The organism is Pseudomonas sp. S8, assembly GCF_050473925.1.
In the GTDB taxonomy this organism is placed as follows: domain Bacteria; phylum Pseudomonadota; class Gammaproteobacteria; order Pseudomonadales; family Pseudomonadaceae; genus Aquipseudomonas; species Aquipseudomonas parakoreensis.
This window is the reverse complement of the sequence record NZ_JBFDVZ010000016.1, coordinates 3,845,153-3,862,244: the sequence shown is the minus strand read 5'-3', so window position 1 is coordinate 3,862,244 and position 17,092 is coordinate 3,845,153. Positions and strand designations below refer to the sequence as shown.

At 63.1% G+C, this 17,092-nt stretch carries 19 protein-coding genes; 3 read left to right on the top strand and 16 right to left on the bottom strand.

Annotated features, from left to right (window positions below; translation table 11 throughout):
* Positions 1-101 precede the first annotated feature (101 nt).
* Complete coding sequence (locus tag AB1J88_RS18550; RefSeq protein WP_430291682.1) at positions 102-998, top strand: LysR substrate-binding domain-containing protein; 897 nt, start codon at positions 102-104, stop codon at positions 996-998.
* A 93-nt stretch (positions 999-1,091) separates the two neighbouring features.
* On the opposite strand, the gene AB1J88_RS18545 is transcribed toward AB1J88_RS18550, so the two are convergent.
* Positions 1,092-1,529 carry an excinuclease gene (locus AB1J88_RS18545; protein ID WP_182403483.1) on the bottom strand — a complete coding sequence of 146 codons (438 nt, stop codon included), beginning with the start codon at positions 1,527-1,529 and terminating at the stop codon, positions 1,092-1,094.
* A gap of 117 nt (positions 1,530-1,646) precedes the next feature.
* On the opposite strand from AB1J88_RS18545, the gene AB1J88_RS18540 reads away from it, so the two are divergent.
* On the top strand, positions 1,647-1,952 hold the full coding sequence (locus AB1J88_RS18540; RefSeq protein ID WP_041074898.1) for a type II toxin-antitoxin system RelE/ParE family toxin: 306 nt from the start codon (positions 1,647-1,649) through the stop codon (positions 1,950-1,952).
* The gene (locus AB1J88_RS18535; protein WP_007943750.1) at positions 1,949-2,236 is read left to right on the top strand and encodes an addiction module antidote protein; all 288 of its coding nucleotides are present in this window, start codon (positions 1,949-1,951) and stop codon (positions 2,234-2,236) included. The genes AB1J88_RS18540 and AB1J88_RS18535 overlap by 4 nt, the downstream gene beginning before the upstream one ends.
* Positions 2,237-2,292: 56 nt before the next feature.
* Here the strand turns inward: AB1J88_RS18535 and AB1J88_RS18530 are convergent, their stop codons facing one another.
* From AB1J88_RS18530 to AB1J88_RS18460, 15 genes are read right to left on the bottom strand one after another with little or no spacing between them, the layout of a single operon-like run.
* Positions 2,293-3,102, bottom strand: coding sequence for a hypothetical protein (locus tag AB1J88_RS18530; protein ID WP_041074895.1), 810 nt, complete (start codon positions 3,100-3,102; stop codon positions 2,293-2,295).
* A 25-nt stretch (positions 3,103-3,127) separates the two neighbouring features.
* Positions 3,128-4,354, bottom strand: a complete 1,227-nt coding sequence (locus AB1J88_RS18525; RefSeq protein ID WP_430291681.1) for a beta-ketoacyl-ACP synthase — start codon at positions 4,352-4,354, stop codon at positions 3,128-3,130.
* Positions 4,354-5,082, bottom strand: coding sequence for a 3-oxoacyl-ACP reductase FabG (fabG, locus tag AB1J88_RS18520; RefSeq protein ID WP_430291680.1), 729 nt, complete (start codon positions 5,080-5,082; stop codon positions 4,354-4,356). Before fabG ends, AB1J88_RS18525 begins: the two co-directional genes overlap by 1 nt.
* Positions 5,075-5,539, bottom strand: a complete 465-nt coding sequence (locus tag AB1J88_RS18515; protein ID WP_430291679.1) for a hotdog family protein — start codon at positions 5,537-5,539, stop codon at positions 5,075-5,077. Before AB1J88_RS18515 ends, fabG begins: the two co-directional genes overlap by 8 nt.
* Positions 5,536-6,732 (bottom strand): beta-ketoacyl-[acyl-carrier-protein] synthase family protein, encoded by a 1,197-nt coding sequence (locus tag AB1J88_RS18510; RefSeq protein WP_430291678.1) that lies wholly within the window; start codon positions 6,730-6,732, stop codon positions 5,536-5,538. The genes AB1J88_RS18515 and AB1J88_RS18510 overlap by 4 nt, the downstream gene beginning before the upstream one ends.
* Positions 6,729-7,337 (bottom strand): hypothetical protein, encoded by a 609-nt coding sequence (locus tag AB1J88_RS18505; protein WP_183082828.1) that lies wholly within the window; start codon positions 7,335-7,337, stop codon positions 6,729-6,731. The genes AB1J88_RS18510 and AB1J88_RS18505 overlap by 4 nt, the downstream gene beginning before the upstream one ends.
* Positions 7,337-8,062 carry a class I SAM-dependent methyltransferase gene (locus AB1J88_RS18500; RefSeq protein ID WP_222017089.1) on the bottom strand — a complete coding sequence of 242 codons (726 nt, stop codon included), beginning with the start codon at positions 8,060-8,062 and terminating at the stop codon, positions 7,337-7,339. Before AB1J88_RS18500 ends, AB1J88_RS18505 begins: the two co-directional genes overlap by 1 nt.
* Positions 8,059-9,306 (bottom strand): NAD(P)/FAD-dependent oxidoreductase, encoded by a 1,248-nt coding sequence (locus tag AB1J88_RS18495; protein ID WP_430291677.1) that lies wholly within the window; start codon positions 9,304-9,306, stop codon positions 8,059-8,061. The genes AB1J88_RS18500 and AB1J88_RS18495 overlap by 4 nt, the downstream gene beginning before the upstream one ends.
* Positions 9,293-10,456 (bottom strand): sodium:proton antiporter, encoded by a 1,164-nt coding sequence (locus tag AB1J88_RS18490; RefSeq protein WP_430291676.1) that lies wholly within the window; start codon positions 10,454-10,456, stop codon positions 9,293-9,295. Before AB1J88_RS18490 ends, AB1J88_RS18495 begins: the two co-directional genes overlap by 14 nt.
* On the bottom strand, positions 10,453-12,792 hold the full coding sequence (locus tag AB1J88_RS18485; RefSeq protein WP_430291675.1) for an MMPL family transporter: 2,340 nt from the start codon (positions 12,790-12,792) through the stop codon (positions 10,453-10,455). Before AB1J88_RS18485 ends, AB1J88_RS18490 begins: the two co-directional genes overlap by 4 nt.
* Positions 12,776-13,378 carry an outer membrane lipoprotein carrier protein LolA gene (locus AB1J88_RS18480; protein ID WP_430291674.1) on the bottom strand — a complete coding sequence of 201 codons (603 nt, stop codon included), beginning with the start codon at positions 13,376-13,378 and terminating at the stop codon, positions 12,776-12,778. Before AB1J88_RS18480 ends, AB1J88_RS18485 begins: the two co-directional genes overlap by 17 nt.
* Entirely contained in the window at positions 13,375-13,800 is a 426-nt protein-coding gene (locus AB1J88_RS18475; RefSeq protein ID WP_041074875.1) for an acyl-CoA thioesterase, read from the bottom strand. The genes AB1J88_RS18480 and AB1J88_RS18475 overlap by 4 nt, the downstream gene beginning before the upstream one ends.
* Positions 13,793-15,337 carry an HAL/PAL/TAL family ammonia-lyase gene (locus AB1J88_RS18470; protein WP_430291672.1) on the bottom strand — a complete coding sequence of 515 codons (1,545 nt, stop codon included), beginning with the start codon at positions 15,335-15,337 and terminating at the stop codon, positions 13,793-13,795. Before AB1J88_RS18470 ends, AB1J88_RS18475 begins: the two co-directional genes overlap by 8 nt.
* Positions 15,318-16,265, bottom strand: a complete 948-nt coding sequence (locus AB1J88_RS18465; RefSeq protein ID WP_430291671.1) for a glycosyl transferase — start codon at positions 16,263-16,265, stop codon at positions 15,318-15,320. The genes AB1J88_RS18470 and AB1J88_RS18465 overlap by 20 nt, the downstream gene beginning before the upstream one ends.
* The gene (locus AB1J88_RS18460; protein ID WP_430291670.1) at positions 16,262-16,996 is read right to left on the bottom strand and encodes a glycosyltransferase family 2 protein; all 735 of its coding nucleotides are present in this window, start codon (positions 16,994-16,996) and stop codon (positions 16,262-16,264) included. Before AB1J88_RS18460 ends, AB1J88_RS18465 begins: the two co-directional genes overlap by 4 nt.
* Between the last annotated feature and the right edge of the window lie 96 nt (positions 16,997-17,092).

Below are 17,092 nucleotides of genomic sequence, written 5' to 3'. Positions count from 1 at the left end.
ACGGCCAGGCAGGCAATGAAAAAATCATATAGCTGGCTAATGTTTCTATCCAATATATTGTTCGACCTGTTTGATAGCTTTAACGACCTAATGGGGTGTCCATGGAATTGCGTCATCTGCGCTACTTCATCGCCGTCGCCGAAGAATTGCATTTCGGCCGCGCCGCACAGGTGCTGGGGATCTCTCAGCCACCGCTGAGTCAGCAGATTCAGGCGTTGGAGCAAGAGGTCGGCGCGCGGTTGTTCGAGCGCACCAATCGTCGGGTCGAGCTGAGCGAGGCCGGCCGATTGTTTCTGGAGGAGGCGCGGCTGGTGCTGGCGCAGGTCGACAAAGCGGCAGACGTCGCCCGGCGTGCGCAACTCGGTGAACTGGGCGAATTGAAAATTGGCTTCACCTCGTCAGCGCCGTTCAACTCAACCATTCCCCAAGCGATTTTTTCCTTTCGTCAGCGTTTCCCGGCAGTGCACCTGAACCTGCGGGAGATGAGCAGCACCATGGTCGCGGACGCGCTGGTGGATGAGTCGATCGAAGTCGGCATCATGCGTCCGCTGGGTTTGCCGGATTCGCTGAGCGTGGTTGAGCTGATGCGTGAGCCGCTGGTGGCGGTGCTCGGCTCCAAACATCCGTTGGCGCAAGGCAGCGAGGAAGGGCTGTTCCTCTCGGCGCTGGCGCTGGAGCCGTTCGTGTTCTTTCCACGCAGCTACGGCAGCGGGCTGTATGCGCAACTGCTCAGTCTGGCCCGCGATGCCGGGTTCAGCCCGCATTTCGCCCAGGAGGCCGGTGAGGCGATGACCATCATCGGATTGGTCGCAGCGGGGCTGGGGGTTTCGGTATTGCCGGCGTCCTACCAGCGGATGCGCATCGACGGCGTGGTCTATCGACCTCTGCTCGATCCGGAGGCGGTGTCGGCGGTGTGGCTGGTGCAGCGCAAGGATCAGAAATCGCCGATGGCCAAGGCGTTTGTCGAACTGCTGACGCGTAAGGTTGAGGGTGTTTGACCTGCAGTCAAAAGATCGCAGCCTGCGGCAGCTCCTACAGGTAAGCATTCCAATGTAGGAGCTGCCGCAGGCTGCGATCTTTTGATCTTGCCGTCAGGGCAACCGTACCAGATCCCCCTTCAACGCCACCCGCGTCACAAACACTCCGGCCCGGCACTCATAAGTATTCAAATCCTTGCGCACATGCTGGTCGTAATAACTGACGATATTGACCACCGCATTCGCCCCGACCCGCTTGGCGTCGGCCTGCAACTTGATCAGGTTCGACTGCAGCACCCACTCGCAGGAATCGTGATCGCTCTTGTTGAAGCCGTTGGTGCGCAAATCACTGACCACATCCCGCCGCAACAACTGCTGCGTGCCCTGCGGCCCGTTGCCGATCAGATAGAACTTCACACTGCCATCCAGCCGCCCGGCGCGAATCGCGTCCGAGAGCACGGTCTCGAACGGCATGTACATCAGGTTGGTGGCGTGGCTGGCGCTGGGCAATAACCCGAGGAGTGCGGCGGCGATCAGGGCTTTCACTTGCATGGTCATCTCCTTGACTTTGCGAGTCAGCATTCAACGATTTATGGAGTGTAGACACCGTACGTCGGTGCAGAAAAAACCGTCTGGTACGTGTGTAGCTCAAGGGCTACACTCTCGGTCATGCCCGAGATCATTCGAAGTTCAACATTCTCCAGTTGGCTTTTGAAGCTGGCTGACAGCCGCGCCAGGATGCGTATTCAGGTGCGCATTGATCGTATGGCCGATGGGAATTTTGGTGATGTCAAAGCCGTCGGTGAGGGGCTCAGCGAAGTCAGAATTGACTATGGCCCCGGATATCGAGTCTATTTCATGCAACAAGGTCGGCAAGTGGTCATCCTCCTTTGTGGTGGAGACAAGAGCAGCCAACCCCGAGATATCAAGCAAGCCAGGCTCATCGCGGAGTCTTGGCAGGAGCAAAACCCATGACCGAACAATTCACTCGTTGGGACTCAGCCGAGTACCTCAAGACAGAAGAGGACATGGCCAATTATCTGGATGCCTGCATGGAGGAGGCTGGAGATGATCCTGCCTTTATCGCCAAGGCACTGGGCACCATTGCGAGAGCGCGAGGCATGACCCAAGTCGCACGTGACGCCGGGCTGTCTCGAGAAAGTCTCTACCGTGCACTGTCAGGTGAAGGAAATCCTGAGTTTGGAACGATTCTGAAAGTGGTGAAGGCGTTGGGCTTGAAGTTACATGCCAGCACTTGAGCTGAACTGAATAGCAAAGGGCGCCGCAAGGCGCCCTTTGTCGTTTCTACTGTCAATCAATCAACGTGGGCCAAATCCCCACGCAACGCCACGCTCGACACCACCAGACCGGCGCGGCACTGGAATTTCTCGGTGTCCTTGTACAGGTCGCGCTGGTCGACGCTGGCGATGTTGATCACCGCGTTGGCGTCGGCTTTTTTCGCGGCGTTCTGCAGGGTGGCGAGGGCTGATTGCAGGGCCCAGAAGCAGGCGTCGGTGTCGGATTTGTTCGAGCCGTTGGTTTTGCGGCTGCTGCTGACGGTGTCGAGTTTGCGCACCTGTTTTGGCAGGGTTTCGCCGGCCAGGTAGAACTTCACGCTGCCGTCCAGCAGACCGGCGTCGGTGGCGCGTTTGACGCCCTCGCGAAAGCTCAGATAGGTCGGCTCGTCGGCGCCTTGCTTGACGATGCCCAGGTCGTTGACGAACTCGATGTCCGGGTTGATCGACAACTCCTTGAGCACGTTGTCGCGCAGGCGGTTGACCCAGCGGTTGTAGTTGCCGTGGATCTTGCCGTCCTTGGCGTCGAGGCCGTAGCTGCTGCGGTAGTCGATTTCAAACGAGGTCGGGCTGAACGGGATGTCGACCTCGGCGTGGTGGCGGCCGCGTACCGTGATCGCCGCTTTGATCATGCCCGGACGCACCGACTGCACCACCCACTGGCGGTCGTTGAGCGCGGTGACGATGGCGCGGCTCATCTGCGCCTGGGTGAAACCGAGGTTGGGCGAAAATTCTTCCTTGGCGTTGTAAACCGGTTTGCTGGTGCAACCGCCGAGCACCAAGGCCAAGGCCAGGGCCAGCAGGGCGGCGATGCGGTGAAACTGAGTCATTCCCTTCACTCCAAACGTGTTGCGGTCAGTGCCAGCGGCGGAAAATCAACGAGGTGTTGACGCCACCAAAAGCGAAATTGTTGTTCATCACGTACTCGTGATGCATCTGGCGGAATTCGCCGCGCAGGTAATCGAGCTTGCCGCAGTGCGGGTCGACCTCGTCGAGGTTGAGCGTGTGCACGTACAGGTCGCGATTGAGCATTTCGATGCTGAACCACGACTCCAGCGCGCCGCAGGCCCCCAGCGTGTGGCCGAGGAAACTCTTCTGCGAGCTGATCGGCATGTGTTCGCCGAACAGACTGCTGGTCGCCAGTGTTTCGGCAATGTCGCCCTGTTCTGTAGCCGTGCCGTGTCCATTGACGTAACCGATGGCATCCGGCGTCAGCCCGGCGTCTTCCAGCGCCAGTTCCATGGCCCGGCGCATGGTGATCTGCTCGGGGCGAGTGGTGTGCTGGCCGTCGGCGTTGCTGCCGAAGCCGACGATCTCGGCGTGGATCCGCGCACCGCGAGCGAGCGCATGCTCCAGCTCTTCGAGCACCAGCATGCCGCCGCCTTCGCCGATCACCAGACCGTCGCGGCCCTTGTCGTACGGACGCGGACTGGTCTGTGGCGCATCGTTTTTCAGGCTGGTGGCGTAGAGCGCGTCGAAAACCATGGCTTCGGTCGGGCACAACTCTTCGGCGCCGCCGGCGAGCATCAGCGGCAGCCGTCCGAACTTGATCGCTTCATACGCGTAGCCAATGCCCTGACTGCCACTGGTGCAGGCGCTGGACGTCGGGATCAGGCGCCCGGTGAGGCCGAAGAAGATGCTGATGTTGGCCGCGGTGGTGTGCGGCATCATCCGCACGTAAGAGTTGGCGTTGAGGCCTTCGGCTACCGAGTTGAGCAGCATGTTGCCGAAGGCCTTGATCTCGTCGGTGCTGCCAGTGGACGAACCACAGGCTACGCCCATGCGCCCGTCCTTGATCGATTCATCGCCGAGCAGGCCGGCGTCGGCCAGTGCCTGTTCTGCCGCGCCTACGGCCAGCCGCGAAACCCGGCCCATGCTGCGCAGTTGCTTGCGGGTCCAGTGCGGCGGCACGACAAAATCATCGATCGGTCCGGCCAGACGGGTGTTGAGTTCGCTGAAACGGTCCCACTCGTGCATGCGGCGAATGCCGCTGCGGTTGGCCGCGAAGTTGCCGGCGATGGTCTGCCAGTCGCTGCCAAGCGAAGTGATGCCGGCCATGCCGGTGACGACAACGCGCTTCATCAGCACAAGCCTCCGTTGACCGCCAGGACCTGGCGGGTGATGTACGAGGCTTCCGCCGACATCAGGAAATTCACCGCAGCAGCGACCTCTTGCGGGGTGCCCATGCGTTGTGCGGGGATCATTTTCATCAGCTCTTCCACCGGCACGTTTTCATCCAGCATCGCTGTGTCGATCAGGCCCGGCGCGACGCAGTTAACCGTGATTTTGCGCTTGCCCAGTTCGATCGCCAACGCCTTCGCAGCGCCGATCACTCCGGCCTTGGAGGCGCTGTAGTTGACCTGGCCCCGGTTGCCGATCAAACCCGACACCGAGGTGATGCAGACGATCCGACCGGCGGCGCGACGACGGATCATCGGCATCATCACCGGGTGCAGGACGTTGTAGAAACCGTCGAGGTTTGTGCGCAGCACCACGTCCCAATCGTCATCGCTCAACGCCGGAAAAGCGCCATCGCGGGTCAGGCCGGCGTTAAGCACCACGCCGTAATAAGCGCCGTGGGTTTCGACGTCAGCTTCAAGGATGGTTTTGCAGGCTTCGCGGTCGGCGACGTCGAATTGCAGGATGCGCGCGTGACGGCCCAGCGCTTCGATCTCGGTCTGCACCGCTTGCGCTTCGGCAACGCCGCTGCGGCAATGCAGGACGATGTCGCGCCCGGCCTGTGCCAGACGCAAGGCAATGGCGCGGCCGATACCACGGCTGGAGCCGGTGACCAGTACGGATTCAGTCATCGTTCGACTCCCTGTTTTGTTCAAGATATTGGCTGGGCTGCGGCGGGCGGAACACGTTCAAACGTGCGCTGGCCTCGATGCCGGGGGCGTTGATGTGGCATTCGAAAACACCCATGCCGTTGTCGTCTTCCAGCGAACGGATGCCGTGGATGATCAGTTCGCTGCCGGCCGGAAACGCCTCGACGTTGCACTCGAATTTACGTGTCCCGAGGAGGAAACCCAGCGCGACCGGGTTGCCCTTCTGCCGTGCGTGGCAACCGGCGAAGGCGGCTACGCTTTGCGCCATCAACTCGATGCCGACCCACGCCGGCAGGCTGCCGTCTGGCAGGTTGAACAAACCGTCGGGCTTGACGGTGAGGCGGGTGTGGATCTGCTCTTCGTCGAAGCTGAGGATGCGGTCGATCAGGATCATGTCGCCAGCGTGGGGCAGCAGTTCGGCGAGCGGCCAGTCATTCATGGAGCGTCTCCGATAATCAGGCTGACGTTGTTGCCGCCGAAGGCAAACGAATTGCTCATCAGGTAGCGGGGTGCAATGGACGACAGGCGTTCGCTCGCGGTCACCCACTTCAGCGCCGGCAAGTCGGGGTCGGGCTGGGCGTCCCAGACGTGGGGCGGCAAGGCTTGTTGCGGGTTGTCGGCGCTCAGGCTCAGCCAGCAGAACGCTGCTTCCAGCGCACCGGCCGCGCCGAGGGTGTGACCGGTCATCGGCTTGGTCGACGAGCAGGCCACGCCGTCGGGAAACAGCGTGGCGACTGCCAGACTTTCCATCGCATCGTTGTGCTGGGTCGCGGTGCCATGCAGGTTCAGGTAGCTGATGTGCGCCGCTTGCAACTGTGCGCGGCTCAAGGCTTTCTGCATGGCTTGCAGGGCGCCGCGACCGCTCGGTTCCGGCGCGGAAATATGGTGCGCGTCGGAGCTGGCGCCGCTGCCGAGCAGGGCAATGGCCGGGCCGTCGCTGCGCTGCTGGCTCATCAGAAACAGCACCGCCGCTTCGCCGATGTTGATGCCGTTACGGTTGGCCGAGAACGGATTGCAGCGCTCGTCGGACACCGCTTCCAGCGCGCTGAAACCGTTGAGCGTCAGTTTGCACAGGCTGTCGACCCCGCCGCACAGCACCGCATCGCACAGGCCCAGATCAAGCAGGCGCTGTGCGCTCATCAACGCCCGCGCACTGGACGTGCAGGCGGTGGAAATCACGTAGGCCGGGCCGCTGAGCTGCAGCCAATCGGCGAGAAAGTTAGCCGGCGCGCCGAGTTCCTGTTGCCGATAGTCGTACTCGCCAGGGAACTGCTGCTCGCGAAGGTAGTGCGCCAGCCCGCGGCTGGCCTCGTCGATCCCCGAGGTGCTGGTGCCGAGCACCACGCCGATGCGCTCGCGACCATACGTCTGGATGGCCCGGTCGATGTCCTCGCGAATCTGCAGCGCGGCTTCCAGCAGCAGTTGATTGTTGCGGCTGCGCTGGTCGGTCAGTTCGGCCGGAATAGGCGCCAGCTCACCATGCACCGCCGCCACGGGCAATTCACGCTCGGCAACCCAGCCGGACTCGCGGCGCATGCCCGAGCAGTCACCGGCAAACAGGTTCTGCGCGACCTGTTGCTTGTCGCGGCCCAGCGCGCAGATCACGCCGAGGGCATTGAGGTAGGCAGTCATGGCGTCGGCTCACCGAGAGGAGAAACCCGATAGTGCGGGCCTTGGGGCAGATTCAATTGGAAACTCAACGGTTGTGCATAACGGATCGTCCAGCGCGGCGCCAGCGTGCGTTGCTCGCCCTGCTGCTGCGCGGTGGGGTAAGTGCGCGCCAGTTCGCCGGACGGGGTCAGGGCGAACAGCAGCGCGGCAAACAGCTCCCGGGCTTCGGGATTGGGCGGCAGCAGCCCGTCGGCCTGCCAGCGCCCGTCGATCAGTTGCTGACGGGCCTGGGGAATGCCCAGCGGATCCATCATCGACCAGCGGATCCCGGGGCCTTCGCGCTGGATCACCAACAGCCAGTCCTGACGCTGATCGGCCTGTTGGCGCTCGATGTGCAGTTGCAGCGGTAACGGCAGCGTCGGGTCGCTCGCGGGCAGCGGGGCCTGGCTGGCGCAACCACTCAGCAAAGCAAATGCCACCAAAATCAGCCATACCGCAAACCTTGTGGGAGCTGGCTTGCCAGCGATGGCGGCGGCACATCCAGCATTTTGGTTAACTGACACACCGCTATCGCTGGCAAGCCAGCTCCCACAGGGGTTTAGCTGTGCTGATCGAAAGTGGTACATCAGATGGATTCCTGCAATGGCTTGCGGGCGACAACGTTCACCAACGTTTCCTCACGCTCGCCAAACGGCTTCGGCCGGCGCAATCCGAACCGTTCCAGCAGTCCGAAATCCTTCGACCGGCTCCACCACAAATACGGGTACGAAACATTGCGCTCGCCAAACTCGAAACCCTGCTGGCGAATCATCTCCAGGTACTGCGCCGCGCTCTTTTGCACCTGCATCGGATGGCGGAACAGCCAGCGGATCACCCAAGTATCAATGTATGCCTCGGTGGACTCGGCGAACAGCAGATAACCACCCGGTTTGAGCACGCGGTAGAACTCGGCGAGGGCTTTTTCCTGCTCGACCAGATGATGAAAGGTCTGGTGGCAGAACAGCAGGTCAACACTGGCATCGGCCACATTGAGCGTCGCGCAGTCGCTGCCGATCAGCTCGACGTCGAAGCCCTGCCGCGCCGCTTCTTCGGCGCTCAATTGCAGGCTGTGCGGGTCGGCGTCGACGCCGATCAGATGCTGTGGGGCGAAGGTCTGGTGCAGGTGGCGGAACGATTTGCCCTGACCGCAACCAGCGTCCAGCAGCACCGGATTGGCCGGCAGCGACTCGCTGAACAATCCGCGTAAATCGTTGATCGCCACGCGCAGCACATGGTGCTGCCAGGTGTGGCTGCGCAGGAACCAGAAACCGAAGCGGGTTTCCTCGACGTAGCTGTCGCTCAAGTAATTCATGGGGCGTCCTTTGCACAGAGTTCGGAAATCATCTTCAGTCGGCGGCGTGCTTCGCTGACGAACGGATTGCGTTCATCCCAGGCGTAGCCGGCGAGGATCGAGCAGATCATTCGGCGAATGTCCGCCTGACTGTCTTGATAAAAAATCACGTCCTGAAAGGTGCCGGCATACCAGCCCTCGACGTAGCAGCGGAAGGTGTCGACGCCACGTTTGAGCGGCTCGGCGAACTCGCGCTGCCAATCGACGATTTCCCCCTGCAACTGCCGGTGCAGGACAGCGGCGGCCATGCTCGCCGAACGCATGGCGATGGTCACGCCGGAGGAGAACACCGGGTCGAGAAATTCCGCCGCGTTGCCAAGCAGGGCGAAGCCCGGACCGTGCAGGGTTTTCACATTGGCCGCATAACCGCCGAGGGTGCGCGCCGGGGTGTCCCACACCGCGTTGTTCAATACAGCGGCGAGGCTCGGCGTTTCGCCGATGAAACCGCGCAGGCAGGCATCCAGATCGCTGTCGCGCCCCTTGAAGTGCTCGGCAGCAGCCACCACGCCCACCGAGCAGCGCCCGTTGCTGAACGGGATCGTCCAGAACCAGATGTCGCGGTGCTCGGGGTGGGTGGTGACGAGGATCTTCTCGCGGTCGAAGGCCGGGTTATCGATGTGATCTTCAACGTGGGTGAATACTGCCTGGCGCACCGGGAAATTCGACGGCGCTTCCAGATCAAGCAAACGCGATAGCACGCGCCCGTAACCGCTGGCGTCGAGCACAAAGTCCGCTTCGATGCGGTACTCGCTGCCGTCTTCGCGCAGCACGTCAAGCTGCGGTCTGGCCCGGTCGAAATCGACGCGGACGATGGCATCGCCGTAACGGAATTCGGCACCCTGCAATTCAGCCTGATCAGCCAGCAGCTTATCGAAGTCGGCGCGCTGCACCTGGAACGTGGTCGGCTTGCCTGCGGTGAAGGTGTCGCTGAAATCGAAAGCGCTGTAGCGCTCGCCCCAAGCGAAGGCGGCACCGGTCTTGCGCTGGAAACCGGCGGCATTGACTGCATCGAGCATGCCGGCTTCTTCGACGAAATCCAGGCAATGGCTGAGCAGGCTTTCGCCGATGGAAAACCTCGGGAAATGCTGGCGCTCGATCACCAGCACATCGTGGCCCTGGCGCTTGAGCAACGCGGCGGCGATGGCCCCGGAGGGGCCCGCGCCAATGATCACGACCTGACGGGATTCCATTTCAACGATTGGCACGTGAGCTCCCGGGCGCAGTGGCGCTGGTTTTCATAGGCGCGCGGTGCAGGCCGATCAGGGCCGGCAACAGCGTCGCGATCAGGCCCATCAGCATCAGCGCGAAGTACAGCGCCGGGCTGATGAGCTGTTGTTGCAGCAACAGGTTGAGAAAGACGATTTCGCTCAGGCCGCGAATATTCAGCAACACGCTTTCACGCCAGCGGCTGGCGCCTTCGAACGATGCACCGGCCCAGCCCAGCCCGAGCCAGTTGCCGAGCAGTTTACTGGCAATCGGCAACAGCAGCAGCGCCGCCCATTGCAGCGCACCGAGGCTGGCGAGGGCGCTGTGCACGTCGATCTGCACGATGCCGAAGGTGAGGATCAGCGGGATCGCGATCCACGTCTGCAAGCGGCTCATCCACCGCGCCGGCAATGGCAGCACCAACGGCACTTTCAGCAAGGCCATACACAGCAGATAACCGATGCCGAAAATCAGCGCGTTGAGTTTGTAATGCTCGGCCAACACCAGCAGCGCAAAGAAGCCGAGGCTGTAGGTCAGCGGTCGGCGCACGCGCAACAGATGCAACAGCAGCGGCACGCAGGCCAGTCCCAGCGGCAGCAACAGGCTGCTCAGATGCAGGCTGCCCTGAGCGAGGCCGAACAGCGTCCAGCAGGTCAGGTCGATGAGGATTGCGGTTTGTACCAGACGCCGGGTGGCGGCGGGCGGGTAGTCGATGTGGCGCAGGTACAGGTACAGCACCGGGATCGCGGTGATTGCGAACACCAGCCCGATCGCCAGCGAGTTCAGCCACGGTTGCGCCGGCAGCAGCCAGCAGGCGACGGCCAGGCCGCAGGCGAACGGTACAACAAAACTCGGCACCGCGACTTTCACGCTCTGGCGATCCAGACGCAGGTCGATCACATCACTGAGAATGTGCCCGAGCAGCAGCGCGAAACTCAAACTGTAGAGGTCTTTCAACCACCCTGGTGCAATCAGTTCGGCGCCGTTGAGTTGCCAGGTCGGCTCAATCCAGAAGTACATCAACAGCGGCAAACCGAAGCTGGCCAGCAGCAACTGGCTGACGATCGGAATCAGGCCGAAGTGCCGACCGATACGGGTCGCCACGGCGAACAGCGCCAGGGCCATGAACCAGAAGCCGACGACCATCACGCTGCCGGCTCCGCGACGCTGGTGCTGTGGGCGTGACGTCCGGCCCATGGCGCGAGAATGAAGCTGAAGGCCAGACCGAGGCTCACTGCCAGGCCAAAATTGCTCACCGCCGGCGTACTGGAAACGGCCAGCAGACCGAACGACAACCAGGTCGTCAGCGCCGCCAGCAGGGTGCCCAGCAGACTCACCGCCGCACCGCCAACCTGTTCACGCATCAGGATCGCGTAATCGACGCTGATCGCCGTCACCAGCAGCAGGCCGAACAGGCTGAACAGGGTCAGCGGCTGACCGAGCCAACCGAGGCTGGCCAGGCTGCACAGCGCCGCCAGCAGCGGCAGGGCGACGATGCGCAACGCGCCGCCGAAGCCGAACGGCACGATCAGCACCAGCACGATCAACACGCAGGAGGCGAGTTTCAGTTCGGCGGCGCTGATCTGGGTCGCGGCAAACACGTTGTTCAATTCACCGAGCCGATCGACCAGCATCACTCCCGGCAAGTCCAGCGCCTGCACTCGCAGCAGTGACGGATTGTTCAGGCCTTGCAGGCTGGTCATCGCCGCCACGCCGTCTTCGGTCGGGCCGAGCCACAGCGTGCGGTAGGGTTCGCCCAACGGCCCGGCCAGTGCCGCGTCGATGTCTTCGGCAGGCAGGTTCTGCAACTGCTGCAACTCGGTTTGCAACGCCGCGAGCGGCACGCCGAGGTCGAGCAATGGCTGCCAGTATTGCGGCAGTTTGCTCAGCGCTTCGCGCACTTGCTGTTGCTGGCTCGGCGGACTGAGCAGTTGGTCGAGGGCCAGATAGCCTTGCAGTTTGTCGAGGTTGACCAGTTGCTGCAGGCGTTCGCTCAGCGCGGCCTGACGCTCCAGCAATTCCTGCTGATTGGCCCCGCGCACCAGAAAGAACTGGCTGGTCGGCTGGTAGCCGGTGATGCGCGCGATGGCCTGCGCCTCATCGGTCAGGCGTTGTGGCGCACCTACCCATTGACGAATGTCGTTCTTGCTTTGCAGCTGCACCAGACCGCCAGCGCAGAAGGCGATCAGCAGCGCCAGCAGCACCGGGGTGCGCACGTGTTCGAGCAGGTTTTCGCGCAGTTGCACCAAGCGCTCGGCCAGGCGCAGCGGCCATTGCGCCGGTTGCAGCTCAACGTTTTTCAGCAGGGCCGGCAGCAGGCACACCGCCGACAGATACGCGCCGAGCAAGCCGGCAGCGGAGAACACCGCGATTTGCGTCAACGCCGGAAAGGGCGTCCAGGCCAGCGCCAGATAACCGATGGCGCTGGTGATCAGGCTCAGCGTCAGCCCGGACAGGGTCAGGCGCAGCGCCGGCCAACTGCGCCACGGCTTGAGGCTCCAGCTTTTCGACAGATAGTGCAGCGGGTAATCCACCGCCACGCCGATCAGGCTGGAGCCGAGCACCAGCGTCATCACATGCATGTGGCCGAACACCGCGACGCAGGCCACCGCGCCGAACAGCATGCCCACCAGCACCGGCACGAACGCCAGCAGCACCCGCCAGCGGCGGAACGCCAACAGCAGCAACAGCAGAATACCGAGGGTGGCGCCGCCGCCGACCCAGGTCATTTCGCGGGTGGCTTGCTGCTGACCGTTGGCGGCGTACAGCAGGCCGCTGGCGGCCAACAGTTGTACATCGGATTTCGCTGCTTGCTCGCGACTGTGCTGCAGCAAATCGGCGACTTTCAGCGGCAGGTTCATGTCGAAGGCATTGCCGGTGGTGCGCGCGCGCAGCAGCACCCAGCGCTTGCCGTCGGCATCGGCGACCAGTGCGCCGCTGCCGATGTCCAGTTGCACCGCACCGTGTTTCGGCTGGCTGTTCTGGATGCGTCCGGTCAGGCCCAGCCAGTCGTCCTGGCTCGGTACCAGTGTGAAACCGTTGAACGGGTCGAACAGCGCCTGCACCCGTTGCTGAATGAACGCATCGGGATGCTCGGTCAGCAGTTGCCTGTCATCCGCCGAGAGCATCGCCAGCCGCCCTTGCAGCAGTTGCGTGCGCAGCGCCGGCAGATCCGCCTGCAGGTTCCACTGAACCTTTTCGAACAGACCGCTGGATTGCCATTGCTCGCCGAGGGTTTGCGCCATGGCCAGCGCTTGCTGGCGATCGGTGTGCCCGACCAGCACCAGCATTTCCCGATTGAGCGGCTCCTGCATGCGCTGTTCGGCGCGCAGTTCGAGGGCGTCAGGGTTGGTCCCAGGCACCAGTTCCATGAGGTTGGCCGACAGCGGCGCACCGTCGCGCCACTGCCACCCGGCCAGCGCGACAACCGCCAGCAGCAGGATCAGGAACAGCCACGGCAGCCTGCGTTCACTCGGCAAAGTCATGTTGCTCCGCTTCGCTCAACGGCTGGTTTGCAGTGCTGTCCTGCATGCGCAGCACGGTGCTGTCGCCCTGGGTTTCCAGCAGTTCGATGGTCTGTACCAGCTCACCACCGTTGATATTGATCTGATTGAACACTTGCTTGAGCAGCACCGAACGCGGGGTCAGGGTGAGTTTCCACTGCTGTGCGTCGCCGCTCAGGGCCAGTTCGAAATCCCGCTGCAAGCCGCTGCTGTCACCTTGCAGCACGGCGAGGAACAAACGGTTCTGTTCGGCACCGGCGCTCTTGTTCGGCAGCAACTGCCAAGCGTTGCCGTCACGACGGGCGATGCCGTTGGCGGTGATGCGATAGTCCTGCTGAAGCGGGGTCTTGAGCAGCCAGAGCAGCCCGTGGTTTTTCGCCAGCACGAAGCTGCCCTTGCTGAGCAACGGCTGAGGCAGGGCGCGCAGGTGCTTTTCCTGAATGAACTGGCCGTGGATAACGTCCGGTTTCGCCAGTTGTTCGCTGAGCTGTTGCAGGTCGAAGGCGTTGGCCAGCGTCGACACGGCGAGCAGCGCCAGCGCGCCAAGGCCTTTGCAGAACAGGTTCATCGCAGCATCCTTTCCACCGCTTCGGTGAACACTTTGGGGGAGGCCAGTTGCATCTCGCGGCTGCTGATCTCGACCGCCACCTGCACCGAGCTGGCACGGGTCAGGCGTTCGCCGGTCTGCAAGTCGGTGATCAGATAATTGATCTTCAAGCGGTTCTCCCACTCCACCAGACTGGCGCGCACGTTCAGGCGCTGGCCGAACACCGCGCCGCGCACATAACGCAGTTGCAGGTCGATGATCGGCCACGCGTAACCGGACTCGGACATCTGCGTGTAGTTGTGGCCGATCTGGTCGAGCAGCGCGCAGCGCGCCACTTCCAGGTATTTGACGTAATGCCCGTGCCAGACCACGTGCATAGTGTCGACGTCAAAGAACGGCACGAGGATTTCCGTGTCGGCGTGCAGCACTCCGGCGCTACGCATGCAGCCTCCAGTGTTGCTCGGCGATGCGTTGCAGGCACAGGCGCAATTCGCCTTCGAGTGCACGGTCTTCGATGACCGGCGGGAAGTCCTTGGCCAGCTCTTCGTGCATGGCGGCCAGCGAAGGTGGCAGCGCACGCGCGTCTTCATCGCGACCGCGCAACCACACGCCTTGATTGGCCGCGAGCAACGTGGCGGCGGCGACCTGCTCGGTCAGCTCCAGCACGCGGATCGCGTCACGGGCGGCGATGGTGCCCATGCTCACCTTGTCCTGGTTGTGGCACTCGGTGGAGCGCGAGAACACGCTGGCCGGCATGGTGTTTTTCAGCGCTTCGGCGGTCCAGGCGCTGGTGCCGATCTGCACGGCCTTGAAACCGTGGTTGATCATGGCGCGATCCGCCGGGGCGCCGGACAGGTTGCTCGGCAAACCGTGGTTGTAGCGCTCGTCGACCAGCAGCGCGAGTTGCCGGTCGAGCAGGTCGGCGACGTTGGCCACCAGATTTTTCAGGCTGTCCATGGCGAACGCAATGTGCCCGCCGTAGAAGTGCCCACCGTGCAGCACGCGCTCGGCTTCGGCGTCGATAATCGGGTTGTCGTTGGCGCTGTTGAGTTCGGTCTCGATGAACGAACGCAACCAGTTCAGGCTGTCGGCCAGTACCCCGAGCACGTGTGGGGCGCAGCGCAGCGAGTAGCGATCCTGCAGGCGATGCAGCGGCGCGGTCGGCGCGTCGATCGCCAGATCCTTGCGCAGCCACGCGGCGACTTGCATCTGCCCCGGATGCGGCTTGGCGGCGAACAGACGCTCGTCGAAGTGTTCCGGGTTGCCTTGCAGCGCGACCACGTTGAGCGCGGTGATGCGCGTGGCCAGTTGTAGCAGATAGTCGGCGCGGGCGTAGGCCAGGCAGGCCAGACCGGTCATCACTGCGGTGCCGTTCATCAACGCCAGCGCTTCTTTCGGGCGCAGCACCAGCGGCGTCCAGCCCAGTTCGCGATGCACGTCGGCAGCCTGGCGACGCTCGCCACGGAACCACACTTCGCGCTCGCCGGACAGGGTCGCGGCGACGTAGGACAGCGGCGTCAGATCACCGCTGGCGCCGACCGAACCTTCTTCGGGGATCAGCGGCAGAATGTCGTGCTCAAGGAAGGCGTGCAGGCGCTCCAGCAGTTCGATTCGCACGCCGGACACGCCGTGGCACAGCGACTGCAAGCGCGCGGCCAGCACGGCGCGGGTGGCTTGCGGGTCGAGCAGTTTGCCGAGGCCGCAACCGTGGAAGGTGTAGAGATGACGCGGGAGTGCCTCGACGTGATGCAGCGGCACCGCGACCACGCAGGAATCGCCGTAACCGGTGGTCACGCCGTAGATCACGCCTTCCTTGTCCAGCAGCGAATCGAGAAACCGCGCGCCTTTGGCGATGCGCTCACGGTAAGCGGCGTCGCTCTGCAACTGCACGGGCGCCTGACGGTTGGCCAGGGCCAGCACGTCTTCGATGCGCAAAGGGCGTTCGCCGAAGGTTACCGGCTCATGGGTTGGCGTCGTCATCGGTCTTCCAGAAAGGGTAAAAGTTGAACCATTGGTGCGGGGCTTCGAGGCAATAGTGACTCAGGCGCTGCGCGTAGCGGGTGGCCCACTGATGAATGACCTGCTCGCGCTCGCGGCGTGTCCACGTCACGCTGTCGGCGAACGGCTCGAGGGTCAGGCGATAGTGGCCGTCCGGTTGTTTCAGGCACATCAGCAGATTGACCGGACACTTGAGCAAACCGGCCAGCAACCACGGGCCTTGCGGAAACGCTGCCGGGTGGCCGAGAAAATCCACGGTGACGCTGCGCCCGCCGTGCAACGGCACGCGGTCGCCAGCAATCGCCAGCCACTCGCCGCGCTCCAGGCGTTCGTGCAGTTGCAGCATGATCACCGGGTCCAGTTCGCTGACCTGAATCAGGCGCAGATTGGTCGCGCCGGCCTCGCCCAGCAAGCGGTTGAACTGTTCGGCGTGCTTGGTGTGTACCAACACGTTCATGGTGACCTTTTCGCCGATCTCGGCCAGTGCGCGGCACACTTCGAGGTTGCCCAGATGCGCGCCGACCAGCAGTTGCCCGCGACTGCCGCGCAGCTGATTGCGCAGCAGTGCCGGGTCGATGATTTCGATTTGCTCGATGCGCAGCTTGCCGTTCCACACGTCGAGCTTGTCGAGCAGCGAATCGGCGAACGCCATGAACTGGCGGAACACGCGCCAGTAGCTCGGGCGCAATTCGCCGCGGTTGCTCCAGTCAGCCAGCCGTTGCTGGTATTGCCAGGCACTGTTGCGCGCGGTACGGCCGAACAGGAAGAAGTACAGGACGATGCCGTACAGCAGCGGACTGAGCAGGCGTCGGCCAAGCACCTTGGCGGCGAACGCGGTGAATTTCATCAGCAGGAAGCTGCCGCGCTCTTCGCGGTCGGCCCAGTGCTTCTTGTCGGTCTCGACGCTCATGTGCGCCACCGTCGCCAGAGGATGACGGGCAGGCGCAGCAGCATGCCGAAGAACAACCGGGTATGCATGCTGGAAATCAGCGCGTTGTCGTGGAACAGGCGGAAGTGCGAGACGCCGTCCAGCGGGTAATGCACGCTGGTCTGCAGCCAGCGCATCGGCTGGTTGCGCCACGACAGGCGCACGAGGATGTCGGAGTCGAAATCCATGCGCTTGCCGACCCGCGCCGAGTCGATCAGCGCCAGCGTCGGGGCCAGCGGATAGACGCGAAAGCCACACATCGAATCGCGGATCTGCAGCGACAGCGTGTTGATCCAGACCATCACATGAGTCAGATAACGCGCGTACAAGCGGCCCTTGGGCACGCTCTCGTCGAACAGTGGATAACCGCAGATCATCGCGTCCGGGTGGGCGCGGGATTCCTCGACGAAACGGGCGACGTCGTGCAGGTCGTGCTGGCCGTCGGCGTCCACTTGCAGGGCATGGGTGAAGCCCAGACGCGCCGCTTCGCGCAGGCCGGTCATCACCGCACCGCCCTTGCCCTGATTGAGGGTCAGGCGCACCAGATGCACCTGATCACGCTCGGCCAGCGCATCCAGCACGCGCGCACACGACGGGGTGCTGGCGTCGTCCACCAGAATGCACGGCAGGTCCTGGGCGAGCAGGGCGTCGACCACGGTGCCGATCGCGGTTTCATGGTTGTAGACCGGAATCACGGCGCAAGGCTTATGCATTGAACACATCCCCACTGTGACGAGGGAGCTTGCTCCCGCTCGAGTGCGCAACACTCGCTCGCAGTTTTGCGTGAACCGGGTTTGGGGCCGCTGCGC

Bases quoted from the DNA above. Each gene is read 5' to 3' on its own strand.
- AB1J88_RS18505 (WP_183082828.1), bottom strand. From the start codon at position 7,337: ATGTACCACTTTCGATCAGCACAGCTAAACCCCTGTGGGAGCTGGCTT.
- AB1J88_RS18475 (WP_041074875.1), bottom strand. From the start codon at position 13,800: ATGCGTAGCGCCGGAGTGCTGCACGCCGACACGGAAATCCTCGTGCCG.
- AB1J88_RS18545 (WP_182403483.1), bottom strand. From the start codon at position 1,529: ATGCAAGTGAAAGCCCTGATCGCCGCCGCACTCCTCGGGTTATTGCCC.
- AB1J88_RS18550 (WP_430291682.1), top strand. From the start codon at position 102: ATGGAATTGCGTCATCTGCGCTACTTCATCGCCGTCGCCGAAGAATTG.
- AB1J88_RS18480 (WP_430291674.1), bottom strand. From the start codon at position 13,378: ATGAACCTGTTCTGCAAAGGCCTTGGCGCGCTGGCGCTGCTCGCCGTG.
- AB1J88_RS18465 (WP_430291671.1), bottom strand. From the start codon at position 16,265: ATGAGCGTCGAGACCGACAAGAAGCACTGGGCCGACCGCGAAGAGCGC.
- AB1J88_RS18540 (WP_041074898.1), top strand. From the start codon at position 1,647: ATGCCCGAGATCATTCGAAGTTCAACATTCTCCAGTTGGCTTTTGAAG.
- AB1J88_RS18485 (WP_430291675.1), bottom strand. From the start codon at position 12,792: ATGACTTTGCCGAGTGAACGCAGGCTGCCGTGGCTGTTCCTGATCCTG.
- fabG (WP_430291680.1), bottom strand. From the start codon at position 5,082: ATGACTGAATCCGTACTGGTCACCGGCTCCAGCCGTGGTATCGGCCGC.
- AB1J88_RS18470 (WP_430291672.1), bottom strand. From the start codon at position 15,337: ATGACGACGCCAACCCATGAGCCGGTAACCTTCGGCGAACGCCCTTTG.
- AB1J88_RS18510 (WP_430291678.1), bottom strand. From the start codon at position 6,732: ATGACTGCCTACCTCAATGCCCTCGGCGTGATCTGCGCGCTGGGCCGC.
- AB1J88_RS18460 (WP_430291670.1), bottom strand. From the start codon at position 16,996: ATGCATAAGCCTTGCGCCGTGATTCCGGTCTACAACCATGAAACCGCG.
- AB1J88_RS18535 (WP_007943750.1), top strand. From the start codon at position 1,949: ATGACCGAACAATTCACTCGTTGGGACTCAGCCGAGTACCTCAAGACA.
- AB1J88_RS18500 (WP_222017089.1), bottom strand. From the start codon at position 8,062: ATGAATTACTTGAGCGACAGCTACGTCGAGGAAACCCGCTTCGGTTTC.
- AB1J88_RS18515 (WP_430291679.1), bottom strand. From the start codon at position 5,539: ATGAATGACTGGCCGCTCGCCGAACTGCTGCCCCACGCTGGCGACATG.
- AB1J88_RS18525 (WP_430291681.1), bottom strand. From the start codon at position 4,354: ATGAAGCGCGTTGTCGTCACCGGCATGGCCGGCATCACTTCGCTTGGC.
- AB1J88_RS18530 (WP_041074895.1), bottom strand. From the start codon at position 3,102: ATGACTCAGTTTCACCGCATCGCCGCCCTGCTGGCCCTGGCCTTGGCC.